At 66.4% G+C, this 21565-nt stretch carries 18 protein-coding genes and 1 pseudogene; 8 read left to right on the top strand and 11 right to left on the bottom strand.

Going from position 1 to position 21565, the window contains the following annotated elements; all coding sequences use genetic code 11:
- Nucleotides 1-12: 12 nt before the first annotated feature.
- Nucleotides 13-1047: a uroporphyrinogen decarboxylase gene (gene hemE, locus V8324_RS14610; RefSeq protein ID WP_336420667.1), complete on the bottom strand. Its 1035-nt coding sequence runs from the start codon at nt 1045-1047 to the stop codon at nt 13-15.
- A gap of 95 nt (nt 1048-1142) precedes the next feature.
- Between hemE and hemC the strand changes: the two genes are divergently transcribed.
- Nucleotides 1143-2090 carry a hydroxymethylbilane synthase gene (gene hemC / locus V8324_RS14615; protein WP_336420668.1) on the top strand — a complete coding sequence of 316 codons (948 nt, stop codon included), beginning with the start codon at nt 1143-1145 and terminating at the stop codon, nt 2088-2090.
- 8 nt (nt 2091-2098) lie between these two features.
- Here the strand turns inward: hemC and V8324_RS14620 are convergent, their stop codons facing one another.
- Complete coding sequence (locus V8324_RS14620; protein WP_336420669.1) at nt 2099-3604, bottom strand: NAD(P)H-hydrate dehydratase; 1506 nt, start codon at nt 3602-3604, stop codon at nt 2099-2101.
- Between the two features lie 172 nt (nt 3605-3776).
- Between V8324_RS14620 and V8324_RS14625 the strand changes: the two genes are divergently transcribed.
- The 4 genes from V8324_RS14625 to V8324_RS14640 all read left to right on the top strand — a co-directional run bounded on the left by V8324_RS14625 (nt 3777) and on the right by V8324_RS14640 (nt 7567).
- Nucleotides 3777-4115: a P-II family nitrogen regulator gene (locus V8324_RS14625; RefSeq protein WP_336420670.1), complete on the top strand. Its 339-nt coding sequence runs from the start codon at nt 3777-3779 to the stop codon at nt 4113-4115.
- Between the two features lie 30 nt (nt 4116-4145).
- Nucleotides 4146-5552 (top strand): type I glutamate--ammonia ligase, encoded by a 1407-nt coding sequence (glnA, locus tag V8324_RS14630; protein WP_336420671.1) that lies wholly within the window; start codon nt 4146-4148, stop codon nt 5550-5552.
- A gap of 165 nt (nt 5553-5717) precedes the next feature.
- Nucleotides 5718-6539 (top strand): lytic murein transglycosylase, encoded by an 822-nt coding sequence (locus tag V8324_RS14635; RefSeq protein ID WP_336420672.1) that lies wholly within the window; start codon nt 5718-5720, stop codon nt 6537-6539.
- A gap of 71 nt (nt 6540-6610) precedes the next feature.
- Entirely contained in the window at nt 6611-7567 is a 957-nt protein-coding gene (locus V8324_RS14640) for a metallophosphoesterase (protein ID WP_336420673.1), read from the top strand.
- Here the strand turns inward: V8324_RS14640 and V8324_RS14645 are convergent.
- Together V8324_RS14645 and V8324_RS14650 are read right to left on the bottom strand one after the other, a co-directional pair.
- Nucleotides 7533-8288 carry a heme-dependent oxidative N-demethylase family protein gene (locus V8324_RS14645; protein WP_336420674.1) on the bottom strand — a complete coding sequence of 252 codons (756 nt, stop codon included), beginning with the start codon at nt 8286-8288 and terminating at the stop codon, nt 7533-7535. The two genes, V8324_RS14640 and V8324_RS14645, sit on opposite strands and share 35 nt — an antisense overlap.
- Nucleotides 8285-8692 carry a DUF6314 family protein gene (locus tag V8324_RS14650; RefSeq protein ID WP_336420675.1) on the bottom strand — a complete coding sequence of 136 codons (408 nt, stop codon included), beginning with the start codon at nt 8690-8692 and terminating at the stop codon, nt 8285-8287. Before V8324_RS14650 ends, V8324_RS14645 begins: the two co-directional genes overlap by 4 nt.
- 88 nt (nt 8693-8780) lie before the next feature.
- Between V8324_RS14650 and purB the strand changes: the two genes are divergently transcribed.
- Nucleotides 8781-10088: an adenylosuccinate lyase gene (gene purB, locus V8324_RS14655; RefSeq protein ID WP_336420676.1), complete on the top strand. Its 1308-nt coding sequence runs from the start codon at nt 8781-8783 to the stop codon at nt 10086-10088.
- Between the two features lie 37 nt (nt 10089-10125).
- Entirely contained in the window at nt 10126-10287 is a 162-nt protein-coding gene (locus V8324_RS14660; protein ID WP_336420677.1) for a hypothetical protein, read from the top strand.
- A gap of 87 nt (nt 10288-10374) precedes the next feature.
- Here V8324_RS14660 and V8324_RS14665 read toward each other — a convergent pair whose 3' ends face one another.
- Entirely contained in the window at nt 10375-11535 is a 1161-nt protein-coding gene (locus V8324_RS14665; protein WP_336420678.1) for a M20 aminoacylase family protein, read from the bottom strand.
- A 164-nt stretch (nt 11536-11699) separates the two neighbouring features.
- Between V8324_RS14665 and V8324_RS14670 the strand changes: the two genes are divergently transcribed.
- Entirely contained in the window at nt 11700-13751 is a 2052-nt protein-coding gene (locus V8324_RS14670; RefSeq protein WP_336420679.1) for a DEAD/DEAH box helicase, read from the top strand.
- A gap of 23 nt (nt 13752-13774) precedes the next feature.
- Here the strand turns inward: V8324_RS14670 and lpdA are convergent, their stop codons facing one another.
- The 6 genes and pseudogenes from lpdA to V8324_RS14700 all read right to left on the bottom strand — a co-directional run.
- On the bottom strand, nt 13775-15169 hold the full coding sequence (gene lpdA / locus V8324_RS14675; RefSeq protein ID WP_336420680.1) for a dihydrolipoyl dehydrogenase: 1395 nt from the start codon (nt 15167-15169) through the stop codon (nt 13775-13777).
- A gap of 95 nt (nt 15170-15264) precedes the next feature.
- On the bottom strand, nt 15265-15660 hold the full coding sequence (locus V8324_RS14680; RefSeq protein WP_336420681.1) for an MAPEG family protein: 396 nt from the start codon (nt 15658-15660) through the stop codon (nt 15265-15267).
- A 5-nt stretch (nt 15661-15665) separates the two neighbouring features.
- Nucleotides 15666-16070 carry an MAPEG family protein gene (locus tag V8324_RS14685; protein WP_336420682.1) on the bottom strand — a complete coding sequence of 135 codons (405 nt, stop codon included), beginning with the start codon at nt 16068-16070 and terminating at the stop codon, nt 15666-15668.
- A 645-nt stretch (nt 16071-16715) separates the two neighbouring features.
- Nucleotides 16716-18272 (bottom strand): 2-oxoglutarate dehydrogenase complex dihydrolipoyllysine-residue succinyltransferase, encoded by a 1557-nt coding sequence (odhB, locus tag V8324_RS14690; protein ID WP_336420683.1) that lies wholly within the window; start codon nt 18270-18272, stop codon nt 16716-16718.
- A gap of 3 nt (nt 18273-18275) precedes the next feature.
- Nucleotides 18276-21236 (bottom strand): 2-oxoglutarate dehydrogenase E1 component, encoded by a 2961-nt coding sequence (locus tag V8324_RS14695; protein ID WP_336420684.1) that lies wholly within the window; start codon nt 21234-21236, stop codon nt 18276-18278.
- Nucleotides 21237-21313: 77 nt separating this feature from the next.
- Nucleotides 21314-21565: pseudogene (locus V8324_RS14700) on the bottom strand (succinate--CoA ligase subunit alpha); the annotation flags it as partial.

Raw genomic sequence — 21565 nt, forward strand, 5'->3', positions numbered from 1 at the left:
GCCGCGCGCCGATCATCCGCCGCGCACCGTGTCGATCATCAACTGCACGTTGTCGGGATCGGCATCCGGCGTGATGCCGTGGCCGAGGTTGAAGATATGCGGCCCGCCCTTGAGGGCCTCGACGATGCGCCGCGTCTCGCGGACAAGATCGTCGCCGCCGGTCACCATGTGCGACGAGCGCAGGTTGCCCTGCACGCAGCCATCGGTCTGCACATTCTCGGCCACCCATTCGGGCGTGACGAAATCGTCCACCGCCACGCAATCGGCACCGCTGCGCGCGTGAAAGCCGATATACGCGTCGCCCGCCTGCCGCGGGAAGGCGATGACGGGAATGCCGGGATGGCGGTTCTTCAACTCCGCGACGATGCGGCGGATCGGGGCCACGCAGTAGCGGTCGAACGCCTCGGCCTTCAGTGACCCGGCCCAGCTGTCGAAGATCTTCACGACCTCGGCGCCGGCGTCGATCTGCGCCGAGAGATACTCGATAGTGCCCTCGGTCAGGGTGTCGATGAGCGCCTCGAACACCGCCGGGTCGTCGCGCATCAGCGCATGCGCCGGCCCCTGGTCGGGCGTGCCCTGCCCGGCGATCATGTAGGTCGCCACCGTCCACGGTGCGCCCGCAAAGCCGATCAGCGTGACGTCTTTCGGCAACTCGCCGGCGAGGTTGCGCACCGTCTGGTAGATCGGGTTCAGCGTCTCGTGGATCTCTGCCACGGGTTTCAGCCGATCGAACCCGGCCCGGTCGGTGATCGTCGACAGCCGCGGCCCCTCGCCGGTGACGAACCACAGATCCGCGCCCAGCGCCTGCGGCAGCAGCAGGATATCGGCGAAGAGGATCGCCGCGTCGAAATCGTAGCGCCGCAGCGGTTGCAGCGTCACCTCGGTCGCGAGATCGCTGTTGTAGCACAACGACAGGAAATCGCCGGCCTTGGCGCGGGTCGCCTTGTATTCGGGCAGGTAACGCCCGGCCTGCCGCATCATCCAGATCGGCGGCGTGGGCAGCGTCTCGCCGGCGAGGGCGCGCAGAATGGTCTTTTGGTGCGGCATGGAATCCTCCGTTTTCAACCTCGTCGCGTCCGGTGTGCGCATTGTCAAGCATCGCGCCGCTTGTCAGCCCCGCCGGGGCCGTCTAAACCGGCGTCATGACACTTGACCTGCCCACCCCGACCAAACCGCTGAAAATCGGCACGCGCGGCTCTCCGCTGGCCCTCGCGCAGGCGCACGAGACGCGCGACAGGCTGTGCCGTGCCTTCGATCTGCCCGAAGACGCCTTCGCGATCAGGGTCATAAAAACCACCGGCGACCGTGTCATCGACCGACCCTTGAAGGAGATCGGCGGCAAGGGCCTGTTTACCCGCGAGATCGAGGAGGCGCTGGTGCAGGGCGAGATCGACATCGCCGTGCATTCGATGAAGGACATGCCGGTGTTGCAGCCCGAGGGGTTGACGCTGGACACCTACCTGCCGCGCGAGGATTGCCGCGACGCCTTCGTGGCGCCGACTGTCGCCTCGCTGACCGAGTTGCCCGCGGGCGCCAAGGTGGGCACCTCGAGCCTGCGCCGGCGCGCACAGGTCCTGGTGGCCTATCCGCACCTGGAGGTGGTGGAGTTTCGCGGCAACGTCCAGACCCGTCTGCGCAAGCTCGACGATGGTGTGGCGGCCTGCACGTTCCTCGCGATGGCGGGGCTGAACCGGCTGGACCGCGCCGATATCGCGACCGCGGCGATGGAACCCGACATCATGCTGCCGGCGATCGCCCAGGGCGCCATCGGGATCGAGCGCCGCATCGACGATCACCACGCCGCCGAGATGCTGAGCGCGCTGCACGACAAGACCACCGGCCAGCAACTGGCGGCCGAGCGCGCGTTCCTCGCCGCGCTGGACGGGTCCTGCGAGACCCCGATCGCCGGGCTGGCAGAACTGTCGGGCGGCACGCTGCGCCTGCGCGGCGAGATCCTGCGCCCCGATGGCAGCGAATGCCTGAGCGACGATCAATCCGTCGCCATCGCGGACGGGCCGGAACTTGGCCGCGTGATGGCCGCCAAACTGCTGGCGCAGGCCGGCGAGGGCTTCTTCGACTGGCGCGAGTGAGGCGGGGCTCAGGCGCGGCGCAGGACCTTCGGCACTTCCTCGGGCAGATCCTCGGCGATGAGGCCGGGACCGAACGAGAGCGCGCAGTCGACATGCAGCTGCGCCGCGATCTCTGCCGCCTGCGCGGGGGCAAACCCGCGCGCCAGAAGCCCGGTGATGAATCCCGCCAGCACGTCGCCCGACCCGGCGGTCGCCAGTTGTGGCGCCGCCCGCGCGTAGGCTGCCGCAGACAGGCTGCACTGCCCGTTTGGTGATGCGATCACCGTATCCGACCCCTTCAACAGCACCACGCAGCCCGCGCGCTGCGCCGCCATGCGCGCCGCGTCGACGCGGGACCAGGCGGGGCCGCTGGTCGGCGTGGCGCGCAACCGCTCGGCCAGATCGGGGAACAGCCGCGCAAACTCGCCCAGATGCGGCGTCAGCACGCAGCCCGCGTGAAGCTGGTCAAACAGCGCGTCCGGCGCGTCCGCGTACGCCGTCAGCGCATCGGCATCCAGTACGACGCCGGGGCCGTGACCCGCACACAGCGCCGCCGGCACGAGCGCGCGCGCCCGAGCCGCGCCCAGCCCCGGGCCAAGGCATAGCGCGGTGAGGCGCGGATCGGCCAGCAGATCGGCAAGCGCTTCTGCATCATCGACACGGGCCAGCATCAACGCGGTGATCGAGCTCGCGACCTCTTGCTGCGCGGCGCCGGGCACACCGAGCGTCACCAGCCCCGCACCGATGCGCAACGCGGCCCGCGCCGCGAGCCGCGCCGCCCCGGTGCGCCCCGCGCCCCCCGTCAGCACCAGCGCATGCCCGTGGGAATACTTGTGCCCGCCGGCCGATTTGCGCAGCCGCGCGGTGTCGGTAGCGCGGCAAAGCCGCAGCACATCGTCGCCCGGGTCATGCGACAGCCCGATATCGCCGGTCACGAGGCAGCCGCATTGCGCCGGGCCGTCGGCGAGGTAATGCCCCGGCTTGGCGGCGTGGAACGTCACCGTGAGATCGGCGCGCATCGCCGCACCGAGCACACGCCCGCTATCAGCGCAAAGCCCCGAGGGGATGTCCACCGCCACCACGCGCGCGGCGGGCTTGGCGGTAAGATCGCGCAGCAACCCTTCGAGCGGCCGGGTCAGCCCGGTCCCGAACAGCGCATCGACCAGCAGCGCGCCGGGATCCGCGTCGCGCGCGGCCTCGAGCGGCGCGGTCTCGCCTATCTCGAGCCAACGCTTGTAATTGGCATGCGCGTCGGGAGGCAGCTTTTGCGGATCGCCAAGGCAGAAGACTGACACCTGCCACCCCTTCCGGGCGAGCAGCCGGGCGATGACGAAACCGTCGCCGCCATTGTTGCCCGGCCCGCACAGCACCGTGGCCCGCGGCGGAGTCTCGGCCAGATCAGGCCACTGCGCGAGGATCGCGTCGACGCAGGCGTTACCGGCGCGCTCCATCAGGTCGAGACCGGTGACCGCGCCCGACTCGATGGCCGCGCCCTCGACGTCGCGCATTTGCGCGGATGTCAGAAGCTCGTCCATGCTCTTCCCCTTCGCGTTTAAAAACTGCCGCCATTTGCGGCTTGTTGCACATTTAGTAATCACACCAGGCCATGCCTCGTGCAAAAACTTCCGCCATCAAGGCTAACCGATTGAGCCCACGACTGAGAAGTGGTCTGCCCGAGTCAAACCCGCACCGAGGAGGCCCGCGCCCATGAAAAAGATCGAAGCGATCATCAAGCCTTTCAAGCTCGACGAGGTGAAGGAAGCGTTGCAGGATGCCGGCATTCAGGGCCTCTCGGTCATCGAGGTCAAGGGGTTCGGGCGCCAGAAGGGTCACACGGAACTCTATCGCGGTGCCGAATACGTGGTCGATTTCCTGCCCAAGGTGAAGATCGACGTCGTGCTCGACGACGATCAGGTTGACGCGGCCATCGCGGCGATCGTGGATGCCGCGAAGACCGACAAGATCGGCGACGGCAAGATCTTCGTCAGCCCGGTCGAGCAGGCCATCCGCATCCGCACCGGCGAACATGGGCCGGACGCGCTTTAACACCACTTACAAGAAAGAAAAGGACAGAGAATGAGCAAGGACGCGATTCTCAAGCAGATCAAGGACGAGGATATCGAATATGTCGATATCCGGTTCACCGATCCGCGCGGCAAACTGCAGCACGTGACGGTCATGGCCGACCAGGTCGACGACGACTTTCTCGAAGAGGGGTTCATGTTCGACGGCTCGTCGATCCAGGGCTGGAAATCCATCGAGGCCTCGGACATGAAGCTGATGCCCGCCTATGGCAGTTCCTATGTCGATCCGTTCTATGCCGAGAAGACGCTGTGCCTGCATTGCTCGGTTGTCGAGCCCGATACCGGCGAGCCCTATACCCGCGATCCGCGCGGCACCGCCGAGAAGGCCGAGGCGTATCTCAAATCCTCGGGCGTCGGCGACGTGTCCTATTGGGGCCCCGAGGCCGAATTCTTCCTGTTCGACGACGTCCGCGTCAGCAACAAGATCAACAAGGTGGGCTACGAGCTCGACGCGATGGACGGATCGTGGAACACCGATACCGAGTACGAGATGGGCAATACCGGCCACCGCCCCGGCGTCAAGGGCGGCTATTTCCCTGTCAACCCGATCGATGACGGCCAGGACATCCGGTCCGAGATGCTGTCGACGATGAAGCGCCTCGGCATGAACGTGGACAAGCACCATCACGAGGTCGCGTCCTGCCAGCACGAGCTTGGCCTGATCTTCGGCAGCCTGACCAAGCAGGCCGACGAACTGCAGAAGTACAAGTACGTGATCCACAACGTGGCGCAGGCCTACGGCAAGACCGCGACCTTCATGCCCAAGCCGCTTTACGGCGACAACGGCACCGGCATGCATGTCAACATGTCGATCTGGAAGGACAACAAGCCGCTGTTCGCCGGCGACAAGTACGCCGATCTCAGCCAAGAGGCGCTGTGGTTCATCGGCGGCATCCTCAAGCACGCCAAGACGCTCAACGCCTTCACCAACCCCTCGACCAACAGCTACAAGCGGCTGATCCCGGGGTTTGAGGCGCCGGTGCTGCGGGCCTATTCGGCGCGCAACCGCTCGGGCTGCGTGCGCATTCCGTGGACCGAGAACCCCAAGGCCAAGCGCGTCGAGGCGCGCTTCCCGGATCCCTCGGCCAACCCCTACCTATGTTTTGCCGCGCTGTTGATGGCCGGGATCGACGGCATCAAGTCCAAGATCGATCCGGGCGAGGCGATGGACAAGAACCTCTACGATCTGCCCGCCGAAGAATTGGAAGGCATCCCGACGGTCTGCGGCAGCTTGCGCGAAGCCGTGGGCGCGCTGGCCGCCGATCACGAGTTCCTGCTGGCCGGTGACGTGTTCACCAAGGACCAGATCGAAGGCTACATGGAGCTTAAGATGGAAGAGATCGAGCTTTACGAGCACACGCCGCACCCGGTCGAGTTCCTGCTCTATTACAGCTGCTGAGACCCGACCGCCTGACTTGACGTGACCAAGGGCACCCCCGCGCGGGGTGCCTTTCTTGTTGTCCGGCCCCGGTGTCCGCCGCGGATCGGCAATGCGCAGATCCCGCTTTGCGGCCGGCGGAAAACCACGCTAGGCTGCGCCGGAACCAGTTCAGGGAGATGGCGCATGTTGACCATTCGCAGCCTTCGCAACAGCGCACATGGCCTCGGCCTTGCGCTTGGCCTCTTGATCGGCGCGGCGCCGGTCCTCGCGGCGCAATGCGGCGATACCGCCGCCGGGTTCGAGGCTTGGAAGCGCGACTTCGCGACCGAGGCCGCGGCTGCGGGCGTCGGCACGCGGGGTCAGGAGGTGCTGCGCGCCGCGGGCTATTCGCGCCGCACGATCTCTGCGGATCGCAACCAGAAGAGCTTTCGCTACAGCCTCGAGAAATTCATGGAGATCCGCGGCGCCGACACCATCGTCAGGCAGGGCCGCCAGCGGCGCGCGCGCGACGCGGCCTTCTACGACGCGCTGGAGCGAAACTACGGCGTGCCAGCGGGCATCCTGATCGCGATCCACGGCATGGAAACCGGGTTCGGTCGGTTCATGGGCGACACGGCCGTGGTCTCGGCCATCGTCACGCTGACCTATGATTGCCGCCGGTCGGATTTCTTCCGCCCGCATGCCATCGGCGCGCTCAAGCTGGTGGATCGCGGCAGCATCACCGGCCGGACCGAGGGCGCGCGCCATGGCGAGCTTGGGCATACCCAGTTCCTGCCCGGCAACGCGCTGCGCTACGGCGTGGACGGCAATGGCGACGGGCGCGTCGATCTCTACAACCTGACCGATGCCCTCGCCTCGACCGCCAATTACCTGCGCGCGAAGGGCTGGCAAACCGGCAGGGGCTACCGCGAAGGCGAGCCCAATTTCGCGGTGATCGAGGAGTGGAACGCCGCCACAGTGTATCAAAAGGCCATCGCGATCATGGCGGCGCGCATCGACGGATGACCCTTTGCCGACACGAAACCGTCATGCACCTGTGATACTTGATATGCGATTTCGCGATCCCGGAACGTGTCATGCTGAAGCCCCTGCTCATCGTCATATTCGGTGTCGCCGCCTCTCTGTGTGCGGCGCAACCGTTCTCGATCGTCATTCTCGGAGACATGCCCTATGGCCCGCCCGAAAAGGTCTACCCGCCCTATGAGCGCCTGATCGGGGCGATCAACGAGGCAGGCCCGGATCTGGTGATCCATGTCGGCGACACCAAGTCGGGCGGCTCGCCCTGCAGCGATCGGCGACTGGCCGAGCAGCGCGCCTATCTCGACCGGTTCGAGGCCCCGACGCTGTATACCCCGGGCGACAACGAATGGACCGATTGCCACCGGGCACCGGCGGGCGGGCACGACCCGCGCGAACGCCTCGCGCATATCCGCGAGACCTATTTTGACACGCCCGCGCAAAGCTTTGGCGCGCACCCCGTCGCGGTCGAACACCAGGGCGCGGAGGGGTATCCTGAAAATGTCCGGCTGATGATGAACGACGTGATGATCGTGACGGCGCATGTCGTCGGATCGAATAACGGGTTCGCGCCGCGGGACGCCGCCACGGTTCAGGAGCATTTCGAGCGCGACGCGGCCAATCGCGCCTGGCTGCGCACCGGGTTCGCCGCGGCCCGCGCGGCGGGTGCCCGCGCGCTCGTTCTGGCCATTCACGGTGACATGTTCGAATTCGGGTTCGGCCCGCCATGGGATGCCGAGGGATTCCTCGGCCATTCGGGCTTTGCCCGTTTCGCACGCGTCCTGACCGAAGAGGCGAGCGCGTTCGCGCGGCCGGTCCTGTTGACCTACGGCGACAGCCACCGCTTCGAGATGATCCGGCCCTTTCCACGCAGCGCGCCCGGGGTCATGGCGCTGGAGACGTTCGGCGCCCGCAACATGCATGCGGTGCATGTGCGGGTGACGCCCGGGGCGGGCTATCCCTTTTCGGTGCAGCCGCTTATCAATCCCGCGCAGCCCCTGGCGCCGCGTCCCTGACACGGTCGATCACGTAGGTGTGGATCGAGAACACGCAGGCGCGGGTACGCGGCAGACGCAGCACGCATTGCCGCTCGGATCGCAGGTAGCGGTGATCGGCACCTTCGGTCGGGCGCAGGCGCGAGCGCGGCTGATGCAGGTCGGGGTCGGCGTAATGCAGCGCGTTGACCCGCCACAGCGGGCGACCTGACTGTACCCCGTCGAACAGCCGCTGCACCCGGCGTGCAAGCCCAGCGTCGTATTCCAGAACGGGCACGTGGATCGCAGTCAGCGGGCGCCCGATCTTGTCGGCCAGACGCCAGCTTGCCGGAAAGCACAGCACGGCGGCGGTCAGCACATGTTCGTCGCCCTGCCGCTCCATCAGGCAGAGATCCTCCTGCACCAGATGCCCCAGCGTGCCCATCGGATCGGCGCGGTCTAGCGGCACCCTTGCCCCGTCGGGGCGCAGGACGCTGTCGGTGCCGATCTCGTACCCGTCGCCATGCGCGCCCAGCCAGTCCAGAACGTATTGCAAAAGCTCGTCCATCGCCGCCTGCGCGCCATCGCTCACGGCCATGACATCGGCGCGGGCCTCGGCCAGCAGCCGCGCGCGCTCGGCCATCTGCGCACCGAACGCATCGTCCACGTGCAGCCACGTCGCGGGATCGAGCGGCGCGATGCCCGGCAGCGGGCGCATGGCATCCACGTCGTAGGGCAGACACCGTTGCAGGATCGCGCTCATGTTCCCTCCGGTATGTAACGCGTGGTCATGCGGTAATCCTTGCGGGGGCCGCGCACCCGCCATGTGACGGAAAACACCGGCCATTCGCGAAAATCGTAGAACCCGTCATACTGGTCGGGATCGCACCAATGCGCGGTCTCGCCACCCATCATGGGTACGTGGTGGAAAAACCGGCCATCCTCGAAGAACACGTCCAGATCGGCATCCCAGTGATAGGACCGCTCCACCCGCATCGGCGGATGGCCCGGCCGCCGCATCTCGCCCCTCTCGGTGTAGCGCAGCCCGGCGCCACCCGCGGCCCAGACGGCGCGCCCGGTGACATGCGTGGTGCGTCCGCCGGGCTCGAGCACCTCGCGGTCAAAGGCCCACGCGCCCTCGAAATCCTGCAGCCGCCTTGGCCTCAATGCGCTCGCCCCTCGTCTTGCCGTGCCCTGCCTGACTGACTACAAGCGCCGCAACACGGTTTCCACACTGATCTGCAAGGACCCCGCCATGATCCCCCGCTATTCCCGCCCCGATATGGTCGCCATCTGGGACCCGGCCACGAAGTTCCGCATCTGGTACGAGATCGAGGCGCATGCCGGCGACGCGATGGCGGATCTCGGCGTGATCCCGCGCGAGAATGCCGAGGCCGTGTGGAAGGCCAGGGATGTCGAGTTCGACGTCGCCCGCATCGACGAGATCGAGGCCGAGACGCGGCATGACGTGATCGCCTTCCTCACCCATCTCGCGGAACACGTGGGCAGCGACGCGGCGCGCTTCGTGCACCAGGGGATGACCAGTTCCGACGTGCTGGATACCTGTTTCAACATCCAGCTGACCCGCGCCGCCGATATCCTGATCGCCGATGTCCAGGGGCTTCTGGCCGCGCTGAAACGCCGCGCGTTTGAGCACAAGGACACCATCCGCATCGGGCGCAGCCACGGCATCCATGCCGAGCCGACGACGATGGGCCTGACCTTCGCGCGCTTTTATGCCGAGATGGATCGCAACCTCGCGCGCCTGCGCACCGCGCGCGACGAGATCGCGACGGGCGCGATTTCCGGCGCGGTCGGCACCTTCGCCAATGTCGACCCAGGCGTCGAGGTTCATGTCTGCGAAAAGCTCGGGCTGACGCCGGAACCGATCAGCACGCAGGTGATCCCGCGCGACCGGCACGCGGCGTTCTTCGCCACGCTCGGTGTCGTCGCCTCGTCGGTCGAGAACATCGCGACCGAGATCCGCCACATGCAGCGCACCGAAGTGTTAGAGGCGGCAGAGTTCTTCTCGATGGGGCAGAAGGGGTCCTCGGCGATGCCGCACAAGAAGAACCCGGTGCTGACCGAGAACCTCACCGGGCTGGCGCGGATGGTCCGCTCGATGGTCATCCCGGCGATGGAGAACGTCGCACTCTGGCACGAGCGCGACATCTCGCATTCCTCGGTCGAGCGCAATATCGGCCCCGACGCCACGGTCACGCTCGATTTCGCGCTGGCGCGGCTGACCGGCGTCATCGACAAGCTGATCGTCTACCCCGAGAACATGCTGGCCAACATGAACCGTTTCCCCGGCCTCGTGATGAGCCAGCGGGTGCTGCTGGCGCTGACCCAGGCCGGTGTCAGCCGCGAGGATGCCTACCGCCTCGTGCAGCGCAACGCGCTCAAGGTCTGGGAGACGGGCGTCGATTTCCGCACCGAGCTTTTGGCCGACCCGGAGGTCACCGCGGCGCTCAGCCCGGCGCAGATCGATGAAAAATTCGACTTGGGCTACCACACCAAGCATGTGGACACGATTTTCGCGCGGGTCTTCGGAGAATCGTGATATTCTGAAAGTCCAACAAGCCAACCGGAGACTGACCATGAAGATGAAATTCGGACTTGCCGCTCTCGTGCTCGCCGCGATGCCCTCCTTCGCGATGGCCGCCTGCGGCTATGGCAAAGACCGGCAGGCGATGTCCTGCGCCGAGGGCACGAGCTTCGACAGCGCCACCGGTACCTGCCAGCCCGTCGCATCGAGCTGACGCCGATATCCGGGGCGGCCAAACACCCGCCCCGGCCATATCTTACCGGCTTCATCTTTCTGAAAATACTCGTCTTTTCCGACCGCCTCAGGCGGGCATGCGGGCCTCGACGACCTCGGCCCACCAGCTGCACCCAGCAGGGATTGCATCGTCGTTGAAATCGTAATCGGGGTTGTGGACCATCGCCGTGTCGCCGTTGCCGACAAGGATATAGGCCCCCGGACATTCCTCCAGCATGAAGGCGAAATCCTCGCCGCCCATCACCAGCGGGGCCTCGTCGCAGGCCCCCGCGACGCGGGTCGCGACCTCGGCGGCAAAGCCGGTCTGGTCCTCGTGATTGACCATCACAGGGTAACCGCGGTGATATGTCACAGTCGCCTGACCGCCGAAACCGGCCGCGCCCTGCTCGCAGATCGCGCGGATGCGGGCCTCGGCAAGGTCGCGCATCTGCGTACTCATGGTACGCACTGTGCCCTTCAGGTGTACACTTTGCGGGATGACGTTGAAGGCGTTCGACGAGGTCTGGAACGAGGTCACCGACACCACCACCTGGTCGACCGGGTCGGCATTGCGGCTGGCGATGGTCTGCATGATCGTCACCAGATGCGCGGCCATCACCGTGGGGTCCACCGTCTCGTGCGGTTTGGCGGCATGGCCACCCTTGCCGGTCACCTCGATATCGAACTGGTCGGTGGCGGCGAAGAACGCACCGGGCCGGATGGCGAAGCTGCCCACCGGGCGGCCGGGCCAGTTATGCATGCCGTAGACCTCCTGGATGCCGAAGCGTTTCATCAGCCCGTCCTCGCACATCTCGCGGGCGCCGGCGCCCCCCTCTTCGGCGGGCTGGAAGATGACCACCACGGTGCCGTCGAAATTGCGCGTCTCGGCAAGGTACTGCGCCGCGCCCAGAAGCATCGCGGTGTGCCCGTCATGGCCGCAGGCATGCATCGCGCCGTCGGTCTTGCTGGCATAGGGGGCGCCGGTCGCTTCAAGGATGGGCAGCGCGTCCATGTCGGCCCGCAGCCCGATTACCTTGCCCGACCCGGTCGCCTTGCCGTTGATCACGCCCACCACGCCGGTACGTCCGATCCCCGTCACCACCTCGTCGCAGCCGAAAGATTTCAGCTTGTCGGCGACCAGCGCGCTGGTGCGATGCGTCTCGTAGAGGATCTCGGGATTGGCGTGGATGTCGCGGCGCCATGCGGTGATGTCGTCGTGCAATTCGGCAAAGCGGTTCTTGACGGGCATCGGATCTGCTCCTGCGGAGATTTAGGAATTGCGCCAAACTGGCCCATTCCCGCGGCAGGGACAAGAGGGGCTGATTCGCGATATACATCACCGGCGATAGGCGTTATGGATCCCCGGCTGTGCCGAAATGGCGCAATTCTCATGCTCAAGGCTCGTTCTCCCCGATGATCCCCGATACGCTTTCCTCCGCCCTCGCCGCACGCGGCTACGACACCCTGACCCCAGTGCAGGAGGCCGTGACCGATGCAGCACTCGGGCAGGCCGACCTGCTGGTCTCGGCCCAGACCGGGTCGGGCAAGACGGTGGGGTTCGGCCTGGCCATCGCGCCCACGATCATGGAGGGCGGCACCCTGCCGCCCGCAAGCGCCCCGCTGGCGCTGATCGTGGCGCCGACGCGCGAACTGGCGCTGCAGGTGATGCGCGAGCTGAGCTGGCTTTACGCCGGGGCGAATGCGCGGCTGGTCTCCTGCGTGGGCGGCATGGATGCCCGCGACGAACGCCGCGCGCTGGAGCGCGGCGCGCATATCGTAGTGGGCACGCCCGGACGGCTGTGCGACCACATCAATCGCAGTGCGCTCGACATGACCGGCCTGCGCGCCGTGGTGCTCGACGAGGCCGACGAGATGCTCGATCTCGGGTTCCGCGAGGATCTCGAATTCATGCTGGACGCGGCCCCCGCGGCGCGCCGCACGCTGATGTTCTCGGCCACCGTGCCGGCGCAGATCGCCAAGCTGGCCGAGAAGTTCCAGCGCGACGCACAACGCGTGACCACGCTGACCGGGGCCGCGCAGCATGCCGACATCGCCTACCAGGCGCTGCGCGTGGCGCCGCAGGATGCCGAGGCCGCGGTGATCAACCTGCTGCGCTATCACGATGCGCAGAACGCCATCGTCTTTGCCAATACCCGCGCCATGGTCGCGCGGCTGACCGCACGGCTGTCCAATCGCGGCTTTGCCGTGGTGTCGCTGTCGGGCGAGCTGAGCCAGTCCGAGCGCACGCATGCCCTGCAGGCGATGCGCGACGGGCGCGCCAAGGTCTGTGTCGCGACCGACGTGGCGGCGCGCGGCATCGACTTGCCCAATCTGGATCTCGTGGTGCATGCCGAACTGCCCTCGAATGCCGACGGTCTGCTGCACCGCTCGGGGCGGACGGGGCGCGCCGGGCGCAAGGGAATCTCGGCTCTTGTGGTCCCGATAAAAGCCGCCAAGAAGGCCGAACGCCTGCTGAAGACCGCGCGCATCACCGCCGAATGGACGACCCCGCCCACCGCGCAGGACATCGACGCGCAGGACCGCGCGCGTCTGCTGGCCGACCCGGTGTGGTCCGAGGCACCGAGCGAGGCCGAGGCGGAGTTCGCTGCCGAATTGCTGGCGCAATACGAGCCCGCACGGATCGCCGCCGCCTATCTGCGGCTTTACCGTGCGCGGGTGTCCGCGCCCGAGGATCTGAGCGCGCCCGACGCCGCCCCGCCGCCGCGCGAGCGCACGCCCTTCGGGCCGGCGACGTGGTTTGCGCTGTCGGTCGGGGCGAACGACCGGGCCGAGGCGCGCTGGCTGCTGCCGCTGCTGTGCCGGGCGGGCAATCTCGACAAGTCGGCGATCGGCGCGATCCGCGTGCAGGCCGGCGAGACCTTCGTGGAGCTGTCGGATGCGGCCGTGTCCGGCTTTACCGCCGCATTGGGCCCCGACGGGCAGCTCGACGAGGGGATCACCGCGCGCAAGCTCGACGCTGCACCGGACGCAGGACCGCCCGCGCGGGCCCCGCGCCCGGCCCCGAAAGCAAAGCCGGAGACCCGCCCACAGGCGACCCCCAAGCCCAGACCCACACCAATGCCCGACCGGATGGCGCAGGCCGTCGAGAGCGGCGCGGTTACGCCCGCGAAGCCGGCGCGCGACGAGGCCCCGAAAAAGCCGGGAGCCGGGCGCGACAGGAAACCGGGCGGAAAGCCTGCCGGCAAGGCCGGGCCGAAATCCGGCGAAAAGCCGGCCGGCAAGCCGTTCGACAAGGCGAAAGGGAAACCCGCGGCGAAACCCGCAGAGCCCGCACCGTCGGCCAAGCCGCGCCACAGCGCTGCCGCCTCGGACACGTCCCGCCGCTTCACCCCGCCGGGCGCAGCCAAGAAACCGGGCCGCACCGGGACCGGAAAGCCGGGCGCGGGCAAGCCGGGAATGGGCAAGGCGCCCGCCAAGGCGGGGGCCAAGCCGCGCAAACCCTGACGGCCTGAAACGGCCGGCGCCGGTCAGGCGTGGATCGGGCCGTCGCCGCAGGCGAGTGCTGCCTCGCGCACCGCCTCGGAATAGGTCGGGTGCGCGTGGCAGGTCAGCGCCAGATCCTCGGCGGACGCGCCGAATTCCATCGCGACACAGATCTCGTGGATGAGGTCGCCGGCCATCGGACCGATGATATGCGCGCCGAGGATGCGGTCGGTGTCCTTGTCGGCGAGGATCTTGACGAAACCGTCGGCGGCGAAATTCGCCTTGGCACGGCCATTGCCCATGAAGGAAAACTTGCCGACCTTGTAGGCGCGGCCGGCCTCCTTGAGGCTCTCCTCGGTCTCGCCGACATTGGCGACCTCGGGATGGGTGTAGATCACGCCCGGGATCACGCCGTAATTCACGTGGCCATGCTTGCCGGCGAGCACCTCGGCGACCGCCATACCCTCGTCCTCGGCCTTGTGGGCGAGCATCGGGCCTTCGATGACGTCGCCGATGGCATAGATGCCTTTCACGCTGGTCTGCCAGTGATCGTCGGTGGCGATCTGGCCCCGCTTGGTCAGCTCGACGCCGAGCGTGTCGAGGCCGAGGCCCTTGGTCACCGGCTTGCGCCCCGTCGAGACGAGGACCACGTCGGCGTCGAGCATATGCTCGCTGTCGTCCTTGCGCAGCTTGTAGTGGACCTTGGCCTTGGTCTTGAGCGTCTCGACGGTGTGGACGGCGGCGCCCATGACGAAATTCAGCCCCTGTTTCTTGAGGATCTTCTGGAAGCCCTTCTGCACCTCGGCATCCATGCCGGGGGTGATCGCATCGAGGAACTCGACCACCGTGACCTCTGTGCCGAGGCGGGCATAGACGCTGCCCATTTCCAGCCCGATCACGCCGCCGCCGATCACCACCATGGTTTTCGGGATCTTCGGCAATTCCAGCGCCCCGGTCGAGGTGACCACGGTCTTCTCGTCGATTGTGACATCGGCGCCGGGGACGGTGGCCGCGTCGGACCCCGACGCGATGACGATGTTCTTGGCCTCGTGGGTGTCGTCGCCGACCTTGACCTTCCCGGCCTCGGGGATGCTGCCCCAGCCCTTGAGCCAGTCGATCTTGTTCTTCTTGAAGAGGTATTCGATGCCCTTGGTGTTCTGGGCGATGGTGTCGGCCTTGTAGGCCTGCATCTGTTTCCAGTCGACGGTGGGGGCCTTGCCCTTGAGGCCCATCTTCTCGAAATTGTGCTCGGCCTCGTGAAGCTGGTGGGTGGCGTGCAGCAGCGCCTTGGAGGGGATGCAGCCCACGTTGAGGCAGGTGCCGCCCAGCGTCTCGCGCCCCTCCACCACGGCGGTCTTCAGGCCGAGCTGCGCGCAGCGGATGGCGCAGACATAGCCGCCGGGGCCGGAGCCGAGGATGATCACGTCGTATGAGGCCATGGGATGTCCTTTCTTTTGAGCGGGTGCCTGGGGGCGCTGCCCCCGTCGCGCCTGCGGCGCGACTCCCCCGGAGTATTTCTGGAAAGATGAAGCATCTAGAGGATTGCCGCCAGCAGCATCAGCAGCGTGGCGAGAAAGCCCACCGCCCAGATCAGCGACCGCCACGGGTTGAGGCCGTAGTAATAGGCCGGAACGTAGAGCGTGCGGGCGCCGAGGTAGGTGAAGGCACAGGCGGCGGTGAGGGCGTTGGACTTGTCGGCGAGCGTGATCGCGACGCAGGCGATGGTGAAGAGGATCAGCCCCTCGAAATGGTTGTTCAGTGCGCGTTGCAGGCGGGCGGCCTTGTCCGACAGGGGCCGCGAGGGGTCGCGGTCGCGCGCCGACATGGTGTAGCCGGGGCCGAGTTCGCGGTTCGCGGGGATGGCGAAGAGCGCGAATTGCAGGGCCTGCAGCAGCGCGGCAAGGGTGAGGGCGGTGAGTTCGGGGGACATCGGGATCACCTCAGCGGCGCGGTCAGCGCGATCAGATAGAGAAAGAGCGTCGCGAGGAACCCTGCGGCCCAGACCGCCGTGCGCGCATAGGGGATGCCCAGCGGGTAGAGCACCGCGAAGGCGATCCTTGCTGCCACGAAGATCTGCATGGCCAGCACGGTCTGCGGGATCGCGACACCGCCGATTTCAATCAGCAGCACCGCGGGGGCGACCAGCGCGAGGGCTGTGACCGAATTGTCCACCGTCCGGCGCAGCCTTTCGGGCACGGTGCCGAGCGGTTTCTGGGCGTCGCGCGGGCTGGACAGGTAGGGCAAGCCGACGGTCATGGCGGCGGCCCCCACCTGCACGACGATCGTGACGGCGACGAGCAGGGCGTAGATCGCGAGAAGATGCGGTTCGGAATGGAGCAAGGTGGATCCTCTTATTCTTAGGGCCTGAACAACGCGCCTTTTTCTAGGGGGGCGGGAAGAGCGGCCAGTTTGAGTGGCATCAAAATCACTCCTTCAAGGTCTCAACGCCACTGACGTCCAGAACACCCCTGACAATCCAAATTGATTGCGGTCGTGTCACGGGTTTTATTCGCGAAGTTAGACCTCTCAAGGAAGTGAATGGGTTTTTCCCAGTTTTCTCGAAAACTTTAGCCCCGAAGCTATCGATAAATGTGAGGCAATCAGCTATCGCTTCCCGCCGTTCCGCCGCAGATGTAGGCCGGCCATGAAAAATTACATCTCTAACAGCTTCGGCTCGTTGCAATGCTTGGTACCTACCCCTGGTGAGATCAGTGCCGATAAGAGACTTGATTGCAGCCCGGAAGGACTTCCGTGAGAAGGCGCGTTCCATCAAAAGCTCATCTACAACCGATGTCATGCATTTTAGTTGCCGAACAAAAATGCACTTCATTGATCTGTAGCGACCTTGCTCAATAACTAAGAAAAGGTAAGCAAGTGAAAGTGAAAGTTCACCATCAGCAAGTAAGGGCTCAAGTCTGGAAAGATGTGCCCTTACTTCATCAGGTAACGCAGCGTATTGATGCCGAATTGCGACTATAGTCGGCATCACAAATCCATCAACAACCGGCGCGGGTCCTCCAGCGCTTCCTTGACGCGGACGAGGAAGGTCACGGCGCCCTTGCCATCGACGATGCGGTGGTCGTAGCTCAGCGCAAGGTACATCATGGGACGCGCCTTGATCTCTCCGTTCACCACCATGGGGCGTTGCTGGATCTTGTGCATGCCCAATATGCCCGATTGCGGCGGGTTGAGGATCGGCGAGGACATCAGCGAGCCGTAGACGCCGCCGTTGGAGATGGTGAAGGTGCCGCCCTGCATCTCGGCCATGGTGAGCTTGTTGTCGCGGGCGCGCGCGCCCTTTTCCCCGATGGCCTTTTCGATGGCGGCGAAGCCCATGGAATCCACGTCGCGGATGACCGGCACCACCAGGCCGGTGGGCGTTCCGGCGGCGATGCCCATATGCACGAAGTTCTTGTAGACGATATCGGCGCCGTCGATCTCTGCGTTGACCTCGGGGACCTCCTTGAGGGCGTGGCAGCAGGCCTTGGTGAAGAACGACATGAAGCCGAGCTTGACGCCGTGCTTCTTCTCGAACTCGGCCTTGTACTCGTTGCGCAGGTCCATGACCGCGGTCATGTCCACCTCGTTATAGGTGGTGAGCATGGCGGCGGTGTTCTGGCTGTCCTTGAGGCGCTTGGCGATGGTCTGGCGCAGGCGCGTCATCTTCACGCGTTCCTCGCGCGATGCGTCCTCGGCCGGGGCCGGCGCGCGCGGGGCGGGGGCCGGTTTCGGGGCCTCGGCGGCCGGGGCCTGGGGCGCGTTGCCGGATTTGGCGACGTCTTCCTTCATCACCCGGCCGTCGCGGCCGGACCCCTGGACCTGGTCGCGGGTGACGCCCTTTTCGGCCATCGCCTTTTTCGCCGAGGGCGCGTCCTCGACATCACGGCCGGACTGTTCTGCGGGGGCCGGGTCGGGTTCGGATTCTTCCGCGGGCTTGCTGGGCTTGGCGGCGCCGCCACCCGCGCCAGACGACATCAGCGCCAGCTTGCCGCCGGCCTGCACCGTGTCGCCCTCGTTCGCGAGGATCTCGGTGAGCGTGCCGGAGGCCGGGCTGGGCACCTCGACCGAGACCTTGTCGGTTTCCAGCTCGCACAGCATCTCGTCGGCCTCGACGGCGTCGCCCACCGCCTTGAACCAGGTCGAGACGGTGGCCTCTGACACGCTTTCGCCCAAGGTGGGCACCATGACGTCGATGCTGTCACCGCCGCCGTCACCACCGTCACCACTGTCGCCGCTGGATTTGGGCGCGGATTTGGCCGGGGCCGCGTCGGGTTTGCCCTTGCCGCCCGAGGCGGGTTTCGACGCGCCGTCGGCCAGCATCGCGAGCAGGGCGTCGACGCCCACCGTCTCGCCCTCGGCCGCGACGATCTCGTCGAGGGTGCCCGCGGCGGGGCTGGGCACCTCGACCGTCACCTTGTCGGTTTCCAGTTCGCACAGCATCTCGTCGGCCTCGACGGCATCGCCGGGTTTCTTGAACCAGGTGGCGACGGTCGCCTCGGAGACGGATTCGCCCAAGGTGGGCACGCGGACTTCGGTACTCATCGCTCAATTCCCTTCGATGGTCAGCGCGGCATCGACCAGCGCCTCTTGTTGTGCCTTGTGTTGCCGTGCCAGCCCGGTGGCGGGCGAGGCGGCGGCGGGGCGGCCGGCATAGGAGGGGCGCCGCTGCTGCGCCTTGATGCGGGTGAGCACCCATTCGAGATTGGGCTCTATGAACGCCCAGGGACCCTGGTTCTTGGGCTCTTCCTGGCACCAGACCATGTCGGCGCCCTTGAAGCGTTCCAGCTCCTTGACCATCGACATCGCCGGGAAGGGATAGAACTGCTCTATCCGCATCAGGTAGACATCGTCGATGCCGCGCGCGTCGCGCTGTTCCAGCAGATCGTAATAGACCTTGCCGGAACACATCACGACGCGGCGGATCTTGTCGTCGGGCACCAGTTCCGTCTCGGAATTGCCGTATTGCGCATCGTCCCACAGCACCCGGTGGAAGGACGACCCGGTGACGAAATCCTCGGTCCGCGAGACGGCCATCTTGTGACGCAAGAGCGATTTCGGGGTCATCAGGATCAGCGGCTTGCGGAAGGTGCGGTGCAGCTGCCGGCGCAGGATGTGGAAGTAGTTGGCCGGCGTCGTGCAATTGGCCACGATCCAGTTGTCGCCACCGCACATGGTCAGGAACCGTTCCAGCCGGGCCGAGGAGTGTTCGGGGCCCTGCCCCTCGTAGCCATGCGGCAGCAGGCAGACGAGGCCGGACATGCGCAGCCATTTCGATTCGCCGGAGCTGACGAACTGGTCGAACATGATCTGCGCGCCGTTGGCGAAATCGCCGAACTGCGCCTCCCACAGCGTCAGCGCGTTGGGTTCGGCCAGCGAATAGCCATATTCGAACCCGAGCACCGCATATTCCGAGAGCATCGAGTCGATGACCTCGTATTGCGCCTGCCCCTCGCGGATATGGTTGAGGGGGTAATACCGGTCCTCGGTGTTCTGGTCGATCAGCGCCGAGTGTCGCTGGCTGAAGGTGCCGCGCGCGCTGTCCTGCCCGGACAGGCGCACCGGGTAGCCTTCGAGCTGCAGGGATCCGAAGGCCAGCGCCTCGGCGGTGGCCCAGTCGAAGCCGGTGCCGGAGCTGAACATCTCGCCCTTGGCATCTAGCAGCCGGCCGACGGTCTTGTGCAGCGCGAAGTTCTCGGGCGGGGTGCTCAGGGCGCGGCCGATCTCCTGGAAGGTCTCGGGCTTGATCGCGGTTTCGCCGCGCTGGTAATCCTCGTCCTTGCGGTCGAGATGCGACCAGCGCCCGTCCAGCCAGTCGGCCTTGTTGGGGCGGTAATCCTTGCCGGCCTCGAACTCGTCGGCGAGATAGGACTGGAACTGCGCCTTCATGTCCTCGATCTCGCCCTCGGGGATCAGCCCGTCGCGCACCAGCCGTTCGGTGTAAAGCGCCAGCGTCGTCTTCTGCTGCTTGATCTTCTTGTACATCAGGGGGTTGGTGAACATCGGCTCGTCCCCCTCGTTATGGCCGAAGCGGCGGTAGCAGATGACGTCGAGCACCACGTCCTTGTGGAACTTCTGGCGGAATTCGGTGGCCACCTTGGCGGCATGCACCACGGCCTCCGGATCGTCGCCGTTGACGTGAAAGATCGGCGCCTCGACCATCAGCGCGATATCCGTGGGATAGGGCGACGAGCGCGAGAAATGCGGCGCGGTGGTGAAGCCGATCTGATTGTTGACCACGATATGGATGGTGCCGCCGGTGCGGTGTCCCTTGAGGCCGGACAGGCCGAAACATTCGGCCACCACGCCCTGGCCGGCGAAGGCCGCGTCGCCGTGCAGCAGCACCGACAGCACCTTGATGCGGTCGGCGTCGGTCTTCTGGTCCTGCTTGGCGCGGACCTTGCCGATCACCACCGGGTTCACCGCCTCGAGGTGGCTGGGATTGGCGGTCAGCGACAGGTGCACGGTGTTGCCGTCGAACTCGCGGTCCGAGGACGCCCCGAGATGGTATTTCACGTCGCCCGAGCCCTCGACCTCGTCGGGCTTGAAGCTGCCGCCCTGGAACTCGTGGAAGATGGCGCGGTAGGGCTTGCCCATCACGTTGGCCAGCACCGACAGCCGGCCGCGATGCGGCATGCCGATGACCACCTCCTCGACGCCGAGATTGCCCCCGCGCTTGATGATCTGCTCCATCGCCGGGACCACGCTTTCGGCGCCGTCGAGACCGAAACGCTTGGTGCCCATGTATTTCACGTGCAGGTATTTCTCGAAGCCCTCGGCCTCGACCAGCTTGTTGAGGATCGCCTTGCGGCCCTTCTGGGTAAAGCTGATCTCCTTGTCGTAGCCCTCGATCCGCTCCTTCAGCCAGGCGGCCTGCTCGGGGTCCGAGATATGCATGTATTGCAGCGCGAAGGTGCCGCAATAGGTGCGCTTGACGATCGCCAGGATCTCGCGCAGCGAGGCAAGCTGCAGGCCCAGCACGTTGTCGATGAAGATCGGCCGGTCCATGTCCTGCTCGGTGAACCCGTAGGATTTTGGATCGAGCTCGGGGCGGTGGCCGTGATCGCGCAGGCCCAGCGGGTCGAGCTCGGCGATGAGGTGGCCGCGGATACGGTAGGCGCGGATCAGCATCAGCGCGCGCACCGAATCGAGCACCGCGCGCTTGACGTCCTCGTCGCTCACGCTGACGCCCTTTTCCGAGGCCTTCGCGGCGATCTTCTTGCCGGCATCCTTGATCTCGGGACCGGCCGCCCATTCGCCGGTCAGCGCCGCGGTCAGGTCGTCATTGGGCTGCGGCGGCCAGTCGGCGCGCGCCCAGGAGGGGCCCGCGGCCTCGCGCCGCACATCCTCGTCGCCATCGCCCAGCTGGTCGAAGAACCGCTGCCACGCCTCGTCCACGGCGCCCGGATCGGTGGCGTAGCGCGCGTAGAGCTGTTCGAGATACTCGGCATTCGCGCCCTGCATGAAGCTCGAGGCGTGGAACTGGTCGTTGGCGGATTGGTCGGTCATGTCTGGTACCTCGGTCGCGGGATGAACCCTGTCTGGGGGCCGGGCCGGGTGGGTTCCCGGCCCTGGCGGGGGCGTTGTCAGCCGATGGCCTTGAGGACGGCTTCGCCGAGGCCGGCGGGGCTGTCGGCGACGGTGATGCCGGCGGATTTCATGGCCTCGATCTTGTCGTCGGCGCCGCCCTTGCCGCCCGCCACGATGGCGCCCGCGTGGCCCATGCGGCGGCCCGGGGGGGCGGTGCGCCCGGCGATGAAGCCCGCGACGGGCTTCTTGCGGCCCTTTTTCGCCTCGTCTTTGAGGAACTGCGCCGCGTCTTCCTCGGCCGAGCCGCC

The organism is Roseovarius sp. D22-M7, from assembly GCF_037083785.1.
GTDB lineage: Bacteria > Pseudomonadota > Alphaproteobacteria > Rhodobacterales > Rhodobacteraceae > Roseovarius.

Bases quoted from the DNA above. Each gene is read 5' to 3' on its own strand.
- hemE (WP_336420667.1), bottom strand. From the start codon at position 1,047: ATGCCGCACCAAAAGACCATTCTGCGCGCCCTCGCCGGCGAGACGCTG.
- hemC (WP_336420668.1), top strand. From the start codon at position 1,143: ATGACACTTGACCTGCCCACCCCGACCAAACCGCTGAAAATCGGCACG.
- V8324_RS14620 (WP_336420669.1), bottom strand. From the start codon at position 3,604: ATGGACGAGCTTCTGACATCCGCGCAAATGCGCGACGTCGAGGGCGCG.
- V8324_RS14625 (WP_336420670.1), top strand. From the start codon at position 3,777: ATGAAAAAGATCGAAGCGATCATCAAGCCTTTCAAGCTCGACGAGGTG.
- glnA (WP_336420671.1), top strand. From the start codon at position 4,146: ATGAGCAAGGACGCGATTCTCAAGCAGATCAAGGACGAGGATATCGAA.
- V8324_RS14635 (WP_336420672.1), top strand. From the start codon at position 5,718: ATGTTGACCATTCGCAGCCTTCGCAACAGCGCACATGGCCTCGGCCTT.
- V8324_RS14640 (WP_336420673.1), top strand. From the start codon at position 6,611: ATGCTGAAGCCCCTGCTCATCGTCATATTCGGTGTCGCCGCCTCTCTG.
- V8324_RS14645 (WP_336420674.1), bottom strand. From the start codon at position 8,288: ATGAGCGCGATCCTGCAACGGTGTCTGCCCTACGACGTGGATGCCATG.
- purB (WP_336420676.1), top strand. From the start codon at position 8,781: ATGATCCCCCGCTATTCCCGCCCCGATATGGTCGCCATCTGGGACCCG.
- V8324_RS14660 (WP_336420677.1), top strand. From the start codon at position 10,126: ATGAAGATGAAATTCGGACTTGCCGCTCTCGTGCTCGCCGCGATGCCC.
- V8324_RS14665 (WP_336420678.1), bottom strand. From the start codon at position 11,535: ATGCCCGTCAAGAACCGCTTTGCCGAATTGCACGACGACATCACCGCA.
- V8324_RS14670 (WP_336420679.1), top strand. From the start codon at position 11,700: ATGATCCCCGATACGCTTTCCTCCGCCCTCGCCGCACGCGGCTACGAC.
- lpdA (WP_336420680.1), bottom strand. From the start codon at position 15,169: ATGGCCTCATACGACGTGATCATCCTCGGCTCCGGCCCCGGCGGCTAT.
- V8324_RS14680 (WP_336420681.1), bottom strand. From the start codon at position 15,660: ATGTCCCCCGAACTCACCGCCCTCACCCTTGCCGCGCTGCTGCAGGCC.
- odhB (WP_336420683.1), bottom strand. From the start codon at position 18,272: ATGAGTACCGAAGTCCGCGTGCCCACCTTGGGCGAATCCGTCTCCGAG.
- V8324_RS14695 (WP_336420684.1), bottom strand. From the start codon at position 21,236: ATGACCGACCAATCCGCCAACGACCAGTTCCACGCCTCGAGCTTCATG.